The sequence below is a fragment of the Providencia sp. PROV048 genome (genome assembly GCF_033688165.1).
Lineage (GTDB): Bacteria > Pseudomonadota > Gammaproteobacteria > Enterobacterales > Enterobacteriaceae > Providencia > Providencia hangzhouensis.
In genome coordinates this window covers 77,960-89,183 of the sequence record NZ_CP096361.1, presented here as the reverse complement: position 1 = coordinate 89,183, position 11,224 = coordinate 77,960, and the positions used below count along the sequence as shown (strand labels likewise).

The 11,224-nt window shown below is 55.5% G+C and carries 10 protein-coding genes and 3 pseudogenes; 9 read left to right on the top strand and 4 right to left on the bottom strand.

Features of this window, described 5'->3' with window-relative positions; genetic code table 11:
* Window positions 1–66: 66 nt before the first annotated feature.
* The 6 genes from M1F26_RS19965 to M1F26_RS19940 all read left to right on the top strand — a co-directional run bounded on the left by M1F26_RS19965 (window position 67) and on the right by M1F26_RS19940 (window position 5,186).
* Window positions 67–1,199 (top strand): IS3-like element ISAba14 family transposase gene (locus M1F26_RS19965; RefSeq protein WP_223155595.1). Its coding sequence is split into 2 segments (ribosomal slippage): window positions 67–319 and window positions 319–1,199, totalling 1,134 coding nucleotides; the frame shifts between segments, so codons are not numbered across the junction.
* Window positions 1,200–1,304: 105 nt separating this feature from the next.
* A complete protein-coding gene (locus M1F26_RS19960) occupies window positions 1,305–2,084 on the top strand; it encodes an APH(3')-VI family aminoglycoside O-phosphotransferase (protein WP_014386410.1) in 780 nt (259 codons plus the stop codon).
* Between the two features lie 208 nt (window positions 2,085–2,292).
* Window positions 2,293–3,261, top strand: coding sequence for an IS30 family transposase (locus tag M1F26_RS19955; protein ID WP_005804963.1), 969 nt, complete (start codon window positions 2,293–2,295; stop codon window positions 3,259–3,261).
* Window positions 3,262–3,361: 100 nt separating this feature from the next.
* Window positions 3,362–4,174 carry a subclass B1 metallo-beta-lactamase NDM-1 gene (locus tag M1F26_RS19950; protein WP_004201164.1) on the top strand — a complete coding sequence of 271 codons (813 nt, stop codon included), beginning with the start codon at window positions 3,362–3,364 and terminating at the stop codon, window positions 4,172–4,174.
* Between the two features lie 3 nt (window positions 4,175–4,177).
* On the top strand, window positions 4,178–4,543 hold the full coding sequence (gene ble / locus M1F26_RS19945) for a bleomycin binding protein Ble-MBL (RefSeq protein WP_004201167.1): 366 nt from the start codon (window positions 4,178–4,180) through the stop codon (window positions 4,541–4,543).
* Between the two features lie 4 nt (window positions 4,544–4,547).
* On the top strand, window positions 4,548–5,186 hold the full coding sequence (locus tag M1F26_RS19940) for a phosphoribosylanthranilate isomerase (RefSeq protein WP_004201168.1): 639 nt from the start codon (window positions 4,548–4,550) through the stop codon (window positions 5,184–5,186).
* Window positions 5,187–5,196: 10 nt separating this feature from the next.
* On the opposite strand, the pseudogene M1F26_RS19935 reads toward M1F26_RS19940, so the two are convergent.
* From M1F26_RS19935 to cutA, 3 genes and pseudogenes are all read right to left on the bottom strand, one after another.
* Window positions 5,197–5,763 (bottom strand): annotated as a pseudogene (locus M1F26_RS19935) (twin-arginine translocation (TAT) pathway signal sequence domain protein); the annotation flags it as partial.
* 90 nt (window positions 5,764–5,853) lie between these two features.
* A pseudogene (locus M1F26_RS19930) lies at window positions 5,854–6,228 on the bottom strand (protein-disulfide reductase DsbD domain-containing protein); the annotation flags it as partial.
* A 4-nt stretch (window positions 6,229–6,232) separates the two neighbouring features.
* A complete protein-coding gene (cutA, locus tag M1F26_RS19925) occupies window positions 6,233–6,562 on the bottom strand; it encodes a divalent-cation tolerance protein CutA (protein ID WP_004201171.1) in 330 nt (109 codons plus the stop codon).
* 193 nt (window positions 6,563–6,755) lie between these two features.
* Here cutA and groES point away from each other — a divergent pair, with 193 nt between their 5' ends.
* The 3 genes from groES (at window position 6,756) to M1F26_RS19910 (ending at window position 10,451) form a co-directional block, all read left to right on the top strand.
* Entirely contained in the window at window positions 6,756–7,046 is a 291-nt protein-coding gene (groES, locus tag M1F26_RS19920; protein WP_004201172.1) for a co-chaperone GroES, read from the top strand.
* Window positions 7,047–7,101: 55 nt separating this feature from the next.
* Complete coding sequence (gene groL, locus M1F26_RS19915; RefSeq protein ID WP_065995563.1) at window positions 7,102–8,733, top strand: chaperonin GroEL; 1,632 nt, start codon at window positions 7,102–7,104, stop codon at window positions 8,731–8,733.
* Window positions 8,734–8,957: 224 nt separating this feature from the next.
* Complete coding sequence (locus M1F26_RS19910) at window positions 8,958–10,451, top strand: IS91 family transposase (protein ID WP_043907034.1); 1,494 nt, start codon at window positions 8,958–8,960, stop codon at window positions 10,449–10,451.
* Between the two features lie 249 nt (window positions 10,452–10,700).
* Here M1F26_RS19910 and M1F26_RS19905 read toward each other — a convergent pair.
* A pseudogene (locus M1F26_RS19905) lies at window positions 10,701–10,946 on the bottom strand (hypothetical protein); the annotation flags it as partial.
* Window positions 10,947–11,224 lie beyond the last annotated feature (278 nt).

Here is an 11,224-nt window from a genome sequence, read left to right as displayed (position 1 = left end):
ACAACTCCTATAAGTGATATTCTGCTCCTCAAATGATGTTATAAACATCAATATATGGAGTATTTTATGGCACGTAGACCAAGAAGAAATCATTCAAATGATTTTAAAGCTAAGGTAGCACTTGCTGCGATTAAAGCAGAAAAAACACTTGCTGAATTGAGTGCTGAGTTTGATGTTCATCAAAACCAAATTATTGACTGGAAAAATCAATTGATCTCAGCTTCCTCGCAAGCTTTCGATCAATCAAAAGCTCCAACAGAACCACCCATCGATCTAAAAAAACTACATGCAAAAATCGGTGAGCAGGCATTAGAAATTGATTTTTTAGAAGGTGTGTTGAAGAAACTGGGCCGCTTCAACCACAAAAGTTAATCGACGACTCACTTCAGATTTCAGTATCTAAGCAAGCTAAGCTGCTGAAAGTCTCCCGTGGTTGTTATTACTATCGCCCAAAACCTGTGAGTGCATCAGATCTGAAGCTGATGCGATGTATTGATGAATTACATATGCAATATCCTTTTGCAGGCAGTCGTATGATGCGTGATTTGTTGAATCGTCAAGGACATCATATAGGACGACGTCATACACGTACTTTAATGAAGAAAATGGGTATTCAGGCGTTATATTGCAAACCAAATTTAAGCCAGGCTAATCAAGCTCACCGTAAATATCCATATCTGCTCAAAGGATTGGCTATTCAGCGCAGTAATCAAGTGTGGTCTACGGATATAACGTATATCCCTATGGCAAAAGGCTTTGTTTATTTATGTGCTGTGATTGATTGGCATAGCCGCAAGGTACTTGCGCATAGAGTATCGATTAGTATGGAGGTGGATTTTTGTATTTCGGCTTTAAATGAAGCGATTGAAAAATATGGTCGACCTGAAATATTTAATACAGACCAAGGCAGCCAGTTTACCAGTGATGCATTTATTGATGTATTGAAATCAAATGGCATTCAAATCAGTATGGATGGTAAAGGTCGATGGGTAGATAATGTGATGGTTGAACGATTATGGCGGAGCGTTAAATATGAAGAGGTGTATCTCAAAGCTTATAGCAGTGTCACAGATGCGAAAAAGCAATTAAGTGCATATTTTGAGTTTTATAATTTGAAACGACCTCATTCGAGTCTAGACAAAATGACACCAAATGAGTTTTACTATGATCAGCTACCCCAACAAAACAAGGTGGCTTAACTAGAGCGGAATATCACTTATAAATACGCTTTTAGTTGTTCAAACAAGTGGGACCACCTCTCTCGCATTTGCGGGGTTTTTAATGCTGAATAAAAGGAAAACTTGATGGAATTGCCCAATATTATTCAACAATTTATTGGAAACAGCGTTTTAGAGCCAAATAAAATTGGTCAGTCGCCATCGGATGTTTATTCTTTTAATCGAAATAATGAAACTTTTTTTCTTAAGCGATCTAGCACTTTATATACAGAGACCACATACAGTGTCTCTCGCGAAGCGAAAATGTTGAGTTGGCTCTCTGAGAAATTAAAGGTGCCTGAACTCATCATGACTTTTCAGGATGAGCAGTTTGAATTAATGATCACTAAAGCGATCAATGCAAAACCAATTTCAGCGCTTTTTTTAACAGACCAAGAATTGCTTGCTATCTATAAGGAGGCACTCAATCTGTTAAATTCAGTTGCTATTATTGATTGTCCATTTATTTCAAACATTGATCATCGGTTAAAAGAGTCAAAATTTTTTATTGATAACCAACTCCTTGACGATATAGATCAAGATGATTTTGACGCTGAATTATGGGGAGACCATAGAACTTACCTAAGTCTATGGAATGAGTTAACTGAGACTCGTGTTGAAGAAAGATTGGTTTTTTCTCATGGCGATATCACGGATAGTAATATTTTTATAGATAAATTCAATGAAATTTACTTTTTAGATCTTGGCCGTGCTGGGTTAGCTGATGAATTTGTAGATATATCCTTTGTTGAACGTTGCCTAAGAGAGGATGCCTCGGAGGAAACTGCTAAAATATTTTTAAAGCATTTAAAAAATGATAGACCTGACAAAAGGAATTATTTTTTAAAACTTGATGAATTGAATTGATTCTAAGCATTATCTAAAAATACTTAATTGTCTTTTAACGTCGCTAAATTTTAAATAAATAAGTGAAGAGTGTTAGTGGAGCCACTGATTTAAAGTTGGCAGAGTAAAACTTGAAGTGCGACATAAACCACCTAATTAATTTAAAGGGTTTATGGAGTATATAAAATTGTCATACCATCATCTTAACTTTGAAGATCGTACTGCATTAATGCTTGAGTCAAGAAAAGAAGGCTTTTCAGCCAGAAAATTTGCTGAACTCATTAAAAGACATCCTAGTACGATCTATCGTGAGCTTAAAAGAAATAGCATCAATGACGTTTATCAAGCTCGATATGCTTCTGATAACACCTTCGCTAGACGTAGACGTGGTCACAGAAAACTCAAAATCGATTCAATCCTCTGGAAATTTATTGTTGAAGCGATCCGTTGTTTATGGTCTCCTCAGCAAATAGCAAAGCGTTTAAAGACATTTCCTGATTTGGATCAAACAATGAATGTAAGCCATACAACGATTTATTCAACGATACGAGCATTACCAAAGGGTGAGTTGAAAAAAGACTTATTATCCTGTCTACGTCATGAAAATAAAAAGCGAAAAGCTAACGGTGAACCTAAAAAAGATTCTATATTACAGGATATTAAAACTATTCATGAGCGCCCAGCCGAAGTTCAAGAAAGAAAAATACCGGGTCATTGGGAAGCTGATTTAATTAAAGGTAAAGACAATAAAAGTTCGATAGCAACACTTATTGAACGAAATACACGGCTCTGTATCTTGGCAACATTACCTGATGCAAAGGCAGAATCAGTGCGCAAGGCTTTAACTGAAGCTCTGAAATATTTACCTGCAGAACTGCGTAAAACGTTGACCTATGACCGTGGACGTGAGATGTCAGAACATAAAATACTCGAAGAAGATTTAGGCATAGATGTATATTTCTGTGACCCACATTCACCCTGGCAAAAAGGCACATGCGAAAATATGAATGGTTTAATTAGGCAATATTTACCTAAAGGGATTGATTTAAATCAGGCAGATCAGCATTATTTAAATCAAGTTGCCATGTCACTGAATACTCGTCCTAGAAAGGCGTTAGATTGGCTTACACCATTAGAGAAATTTGCTCAGCTTGTTGATTATCATATGGCTTTTGAAACTGTCGCACCTCATGTTTGAATTCGCCCCATATTTTTGCTACAGTGAACCAAATTAAGATCATCTATTTACTAGGCCTCGCATTTGCGGGGTTTTTAATGCTGAATAAAAGGAAAACTTGATGGAATTGCCCAATATTATGCACCCGGTCGCGAAGCTGAGCACCGCATTAGCCGCTGCATTGATGCTGAGCGGGTGCATGCCCGGTGAAATCCGCCCGACGATTGGCCAGCAAATGGAAACTGGCGACCAACGGTTTGGCGATCTGGTTTTCCGCCAGCTCGCACCGAATGTCTGGCAGCACACTTCCTATCTCGACATGCCGGGTTTCGGGGCAGTCGCTTCCAACGGTTTGATCGTCAGGGATGGCGGCCGCGTGCTGGTGGTCGATACCGCCTGGACCGATGACCAGACCGCCCAGATCCTCAACTGGATCAAGCAGGAGATCAACCTGCCGGTCGCGCTGGCGGTGGTGACTCACGCGCATCAGGACAAGATGGGCGGTATGGACGCGCTGCATGCGGCGGGGATTGCGACTTATGCCAATGCGTTGTCGAACCAGCTTGCCCCGCAAGAGGGGATGGTTGCGGCGCAACACAGCCTGACTTTCGCCGCCAATGGCTGGGTCGAACCAGCAACCGCGCCCAACTTTGGCCCGCTCAAGGTATTTTACCCCGGCCCCGGCCACACCAGTGACAATATCACCGTTGGGATCGACGGCACCGACATCGCTTTTGGTGGCTGCCTGATCAAGGACAGCAAGGCCAAGTCGCTCGGCAATCTCGGTGATGCCGACACTGAGCACTACGCCGCGTCAGCGCGCGCGTTTGGTGCGGCGTTCCCCAAGGCCAGCATGATCGTGATGAGCCATTCCGCCCCCGATAGCCGCGCCGCAATCACTCATACGGCCCGCATGGCCGACAAGCTGCGCTGAGCCATGGCTGACCACGTCACCCCCAATCTGCCATCGCGCGATTTCGATGTGACAGAGGCGTTTTATGCGAAGCTGGGCTTTGCGACGAGTTGGAAGGATCGCGGCTGGATGATCCTGCAGCGCGGCGGTTTGCAGCTCGAATTCTTCCCCTATCCTGACCTCGACCCAGCTACGAGCTCGTTCGGCTGTTGCCTGCGGTTGGATGATCTCGATGCCATGGTGGCATTGGTGAACGCGGCGGGAGCCGAGGAAAAAAGCACCGGCTGGCCGCGCTTCAAAGCTCCGCAACTGGAGGCGAGCGGCCTGAGGATCGGCTACCTGATCGATCCCGACTGCACGCTGGTGCGGCTGATCCAGAACCCCGACTGACCGCATGCCCGCGAAAATCAAGATTTGCGGGATCAGCACACCCGAGGCGCTCGATGCGACCATCGCGGCGCGGGCGGACTATGCCGGGTTGGTGTTCTATCCAGCGTCGCCCCGTGCGGTTACGTCGAATGTCGCGGGCGCTTTGACATCGCGCGCAGCTGGCCAGATCGCCATGGTCGGTTTGTTCGTCGATGCGGATGATGCTGTCATCGCCGACGCACTGGTGGCAGCCAAGCTGAACGCGCTGCAGCTGCACGGTTCGGAATCGCCCGAACGCGTGGCCCAGTTGCGCGCGCGGTTTGGCAAGCCGGTGTGGAAGGCGCTGCCCGTCGCCAGCGCCAGCGATGTCGCACGCGCCGCAGCCTATGCCGGGGCGGCGGACTTGATCTTGTTCGACGCCAAGACCCCCAAAGGCGCGCTGCCCGGCGGCATGGGGTTGGCGTTCGACTGGTCGCTGCTGGCCGGATATCGCGGTGCCTTGCCGTGGGGGCTGGCAGGCGGGCTAAATCCGACGAATGTTGCCGAGGCGATTGCGCGCACCGGAGCGCCGCTGGTCGATACCTCCAGCGGCGTCGAAAGCGCGCCGGGCGTCAAGGATACCGACAAGATTACCAATTTCGCCTTTGCGGTGCGCTTGGCCTAAATCGCGTCGATCAATAGGCGTCGTTCAGCGCAAAGATCGGCTTGCGGGTGCGCCACTGCCCTCGGGTGAAGTCGGGAAAATCTAACGTGCGATTGCCCTCAGCAATCGATTGTTCCGACAGAGGCGTGATCGCGCTCCAGGCCAGCGCGTCGTAAATGTCGATTGGCATCGGGGCCTTGGCCTTCAGCGCCTCGACAAAAGCGTGGATCACGAACCAGTCCATCCCGCCATGCCCGGCCCCTGCCGCCAGATCGGCGTAGCGTTTCCATAGCGGGTGATCGTATTTCGCAAACCAGCCCTCGGCAGGCTCCCAGCGGTGCGGCTGTGGGCTCTTGCCCTCCAGATAGATCGACTTGTTGACGTCCATCCACAGCCCCTCGGTGCCTTGCACCCGAAAGCCGAGAGAATAGGGGCGCGGCAGCGAGGTGTCGTGGCACAGCATGATCGTTTCACCATTAGTGCAGCCGATCATGGTGTTGACCACATCACCCAGTGCGAATTTCACCTCGGCGTTGGGATGATCGGCAGAGCCGTTCTTGACGACATAATCATGCAGCCCGCGCGCCTTACAGCCGAAGCCGCCAGCGCCCGCTTCGCCCGGCAACGCGACCTTCAGGGTGCGGGTCTGCGGCGGGTAGCACACGCCGGCATCGGCGCAGCCCTGGTACTTCACGGTCAGGGTGGTCGCGCTCGCGCCGGCCGCGGGCGTGCCGGTGAGGGTGCCGAGCAATTCCTTGCGGTAGGTTTCGACGTCGCCGAAGAATTCGTCGCGGTAGGCCTTGCCCTTCGGCAGCGCCATGGTCGCGCCGGTGAAGGCGGCATCGGCCTTGACCGAGGTGCGGTGCCGGTACAGGTAATAGCCGTCGGCGATCCGCCAGCGCACCTCGATGCGGTCCGGCGCGGTGGCCTGCGCGGACAGGACGAAGACCTCGTCGACCGGCGGCAGTTCGAAGTCCTGGGCGACGGCCGAGGTCGCGGGCAGCGCAAGCAGCAGGGCGAGCCCGGCCAGCCAGCGGCGCAGGCGGATCGTGGATGCGGTCATTGGCTCAGTTTACCGGTCGGCTCTCGGCGGCCAGCCATTGCAGGTATTCGGGCAGGCCGGACGCGGCTTCGACCGCGAGCAGCTCCGGGAGTTCGTAGGGATGCAGTTGGCGCAGGCGTTCCTGCAGGGCGGGGTAGGCCTCGGCACTGGTCTTGACCAGCAGCAGGACCTCGGCCGCGGCCTCGACCTTGCGTTGCCAGCGATAGACCGAACGCAGGCCGGGCAGGAGGTTGACGCAGGCGGCCAGGCGCTCGGCCACCAGCGCGGTGGCGATGCGCTCGGCGCTGTCGGCGTCGGGACAGGTGCAGAAGCAGATCAGGGCGCTCACCGGCATAGGGTAGCGGCTGCCCCGATCCGGCGGGCCTGGCGGACATCCGCGTGCGGCCCTTGAAAGTCGGCGGGCCCGCCCCATCTCGGTGGCATGCCGGGTTCGCCCGGTTCTGTTGTCCGCGGTTTGGCACTCGCTTCGCGCGACTGCTAAAATCGCCGGGTTTTTCCACGTCAATCAACCATTTACCGAGGTTGCCATGTCCAATATCAAGCCGCTGCACGACCGCGTGGTCATCAAGCGCATGGAAGAAGAGAAGCTGTCCGCCGGCGGGATCGTGATCCCGGATTCGGCCACCGAGAAGCCGATCAAGGGCGAAGTCGTCGCCGTCGGCACCGGCAAGGTGCTGGACAACGGCCAGGTCCGCGCGCCGCAGGTCAAGGTCGGCGACAAGGTGCTGTTCGGCAAGTACAGCGGCACCGAAGTGAAGCTGGACGGCGTCGAGCTGCTGGTGGTGAAGGAAGACGACCTGTTCGCGATCCTCGGCTGATCGCGCGTCGCTCCCACACATTTCTCATCCGAATAATTTTTCGAGGTAATTCGCAATGGCTGCCAAGGACATTCGTTTCGGCGAAGACGCGCGCTCCAAGATGGTGCGCGGCGTCAACGTGCTCGCCAACGCCGTGAAGGCGACCCTCGGCCCGAAGGGCCGCAACGTCGTGCTGCAGAAGAGCTACGGCGCGCCGACCATCACCAAGGACGGCGTCTCCGTCGCCAAGGAAATCGAACTGGCTGACGCGTTCGAGAACATGGGCGCGCAGATGGTGAAGGAAGTCGCTTCCAAGACCTCCGACAACGCCGGCGACGGCACCACCACCGCCACCGTGCTGGCGCAGGCGTTCATCCGCGAGGGCATGAAGGCGGTCGCCGCCGGCATGAACCCGATGGACCTGAAGCGCGGCATCGACCAGGCGGTGAAGGCCGCGGTCGGCGAACTGAAGTCGCTGTCCAAGCCGTCGTCGACCAGCAAGGAAATCGCCCAGGTCGGCGCGATCTCCGCGAACTCGGATGCCAACATCGGCGACCTGATCGCGCAGGCGATGGACAAGGTCGGCAAGGAAGGCGTGATCACGGTCGAGGAAGGCAGCGGCCTGGACAACGAACTCGACGTGGTCGAGGGCATGCAGTTCGACCGCGGCTACCTGAGCCCGTACTTCGTCAACAACCAGCAGTCGATGTCGGCCGACCTGGATGATCCCTTCATCCTGCTGTACGACAAGAAGATCTCCAACGTGCGCGACCTGCTGCCCGTCCTCGAGGGCGTGGCCAAGGCCGGCAAGCCGCTGCTGATCGTGGCGGAGGAAGTCGAAGGCGAAGCGCTGGCGACCCTGGTGGTCAACACCATCCGCGGCATCGTCAAGGTCTGCGCGGTGAAGGCCCCGGGCTTCGGCGACCGTCGCAAGGCGATGCTGGAAGACATGGCGATCCTGACCGGCGGCGTGGTGATTTCCGAGGAAGTCGGCCTGTCGCTGGAGAAGGCCACCATCAAGGACCTCGGCCGCGCCAAGAAGATCCAGGTGTCGAAGGAAAACACCACCATCATCGATGGCGCCGGCGAAGGCGCGGGCATCGAGGCGCGCATCAAGCAGATCAAGGCGCAGATCGAGGAGACCTCCTCCGACTACGACCGCGAGAAGCTGCAGGAGCGCGTGGCCAAGCTGGCCGGCGGCGTTGCGGTGATCAAGGTCGGTGCCGCCACCGAAGTCGAGATGAAGGAAAAGAAGGCGCGCGTCGAAGACGCCCTGCACGCGACCCGTGCGGCCGTCGAGGAAGGCATCGTCCCGGGCGGCGGCGTCGCCCTGATCCGTGCCAAGGCGGCGATCGCCGGCATCAAGGGCGTGAACGAAGACCAGAACCACGGCATCCAGATCGCCCTGCGCGCGATGGAAGCCCCGCTGCGCGAGATCGTGACCAATGCCGGCGATGAGCCGTCGGTCATCCTCAACCGCGTGGTCGAAGGTTCGGGTGCGTTCGGCTACAACGCCGCCAACGGCGAGTTCGGCGACATGATCGAGTTCGGCATCCTGGACCCGACCAAGGTCACCCGCACCGCGCTGCAGAACGCCGCGTCGATCGCGGGCCTGATGATCACCACCGAAGCGATGGTGGCCGAGGCCCCGAAGAAGGACGAGCCGGCGATGCCGGCCGGCGGCGGCATGGGCGGCATGGATTTCTAAGCCCCGCGATCCATCAAGCAAGACCACAAAGCCCGGCCTCGTGCCGGGCTTTGTGCGTTCTGGCGTCCGAGGCGGGAGACTTCCTACCCGCCCCGCGGCAATGTCTGACGCGAAGATCAGAAAACGCCGATATGAACGCGTGCTCGCGGGCGCAACCCTGAGCAGCCGTCCCTGCAACGGAGCGCTGCGTGCCGCGCCTGACCGCACCCCGGCGGCAGGCCGAGGTGTGCGCGCCACTGCCGGCCGCCCACGCCGCTGCGCGTTACGCGCGCCACCTGCCCGAGCGCACGCTGCTGTACGCGCTAGTGCAGGCGCACTACCCGGACTTCATCGCGCGTCTTGAGGCCGAAGACCGCCCGCTGCCCGAGTATGTGCGCGAGGAGTTCGAGACCTACCTGCGCTGCGGCGTGCTCGAGCACGGCTTCCTGCGCGTGGTCTGCGAGCACTGTCGTGCCGAGAGGCTGGTGGCGTATTCCTGCAAGAAGCGCGGGCTGTGCCCGAGCTGCGGCGCACGGCGCATGGCCGAGTCGGCGCGGCATCTGGTGGACGAGGTGTTCGGCCCGCGGCCGGTGCGGCAATGGGTGCTGAGTTTCCCGTACCCGTTGCGCTTCCTGTTCGCCAGCAAGCCTGAGGCGATCGGCCCGGTGCTGGGCATCGTGCATCGTGTGATCGCCGGTTGGCTTGCCGATCAGGCCGGCGTGCCGCGGGATACGGCGCAATGCGGCGTGGTGACCCTGATCCAGCGCTTCGGCAGCGCGCTGAATCTCAACATCCACTTCCACATGCTGTGGCTCGACGGCGTGTACGAGGACACCACCGAGCGTCCGCAGCGCAAGCCGCGCCTGCACCGCACCCGTGCGCCCACATCGGCGCAACTGACGGAACTGGCCAACACCATCGCGCATCGCGTGTGCCGGCACCTGTCGCGCCGCGGCTGGCTCGAAGGCGAAGACGAATCCGTGTTCCTGTCCGACAGCGCGGGTAGCGACGACGGCATGGATGGGCTGCGGATGAGTTCGATGACCTACCGCATCGCCACCGGTCGCGACGCTGGCCGCAAGGTCGTCACGCTGCAAACGCTGCCTGGCGACGCCGGTCCGCTGGAGGGCGACGCCGGCAAGGTCGGCGGCTTCTCGCTGCATGCCGGCGTGGCCGCGGAAGCACACGAAAGCCACAAGCTCGAAAAGCTGTGCCGCTACATCACGCGCCCGGCGATCAGCGAGCAGCGGCTATCGATCTCGCCACAGGGCAGGGTGCGTTACCAGCTCAAGACGCCGTGGCGCAATGGCACCACGCATGTCGAATGGGATGCGGTGGACTTCATCGCCAAGCTGGCGGCACTGGTCCCGCCGCCACGCGCGCATCTCACCCGCTTCCACGGCGTATTCGCCCCGAATGCAAACCTGCGCGCGCAGCTGACGCCCTCGGGGCGCGGCAGGCGGCCTGCGGGCGATGCGGCGCCAGTGGACGTCAGCGCCCACGACGAGCCGCGCAGCCCCGAGCAGAAGCGCCGTGCGATGAGCTGGGCGCAACGGCTCAAGCGGGTCTTTTCCATCGACATCACCACCTGCGCCCACTGCGGCGGCGCGGTGCGGATCGTCGCCAGCATCGAAGACCCCAAGGCCATTCGCGCCATCCTCGCCCACTTCGAGAAACACGGCGCGCTGGAGCAAGCGCACTACCGGCCCGCAGCGCGCGCCCCGCCGCCCGCCGCGTGATGAGGCGCCGGCCACACAGCCGGCAGCCAAGCCAGAGTCCGATCCGATGCGGCCACGACCCCGCAGGGCTGCGCTCGGCCCTGTGCCGGGATTCGGTGAGAAATGGCTACGCACTGAGCCGCTGCGTGGCCCCGCGATGTCGAAAACCCACGCATGAACCCCCGATCTGTGCCCGATCTGTGCCCAAAGCGGCGCTTGCGCGGCCGCTTCCTACCCGCCAGACTCGCCAAAAAGGGCGGTTGAACTTCCTATACCCATATCCCACTTTAGGTTTGGCAGCACCTTTTCAATCAGGTGGTTGTTTACACCAATCCAGCTATTGGCCAATTGAATATTGGTTTCGTCTACTTTTTTTGATTTTTTAAACAGCTTGGTAAAACCGAGTGCCAAAACAGGGGGACCATGTAAAAACGTGCTTCCTGTAATGACTGAACCAACTGTGAGTCCTTTACTGACTTTTTGCAATAAGGATGCTTTTTTATGAGCAGTAGACATAAATCTAACCTTGAGTGTAGAGATTTAAAAAAATGTTCCAACTATAAACAACGGAAATTGAAATACAATTGTATATTTGAAGATGTTGACATTTTTTATGGATTTACCCATTTTCTGCAATTTTAATCCACTTTATCATAAGTGAAGCATTGGTATTTGGTGTATAAAGTTCTTAAAAACTTTTATTGAAACATATATCTCATGTTTGAATTCGCCGTTTTATATCACCAATAAATCTAAATTTTGGTTTTTAAAATGAACTTATTTAAAATATCTAA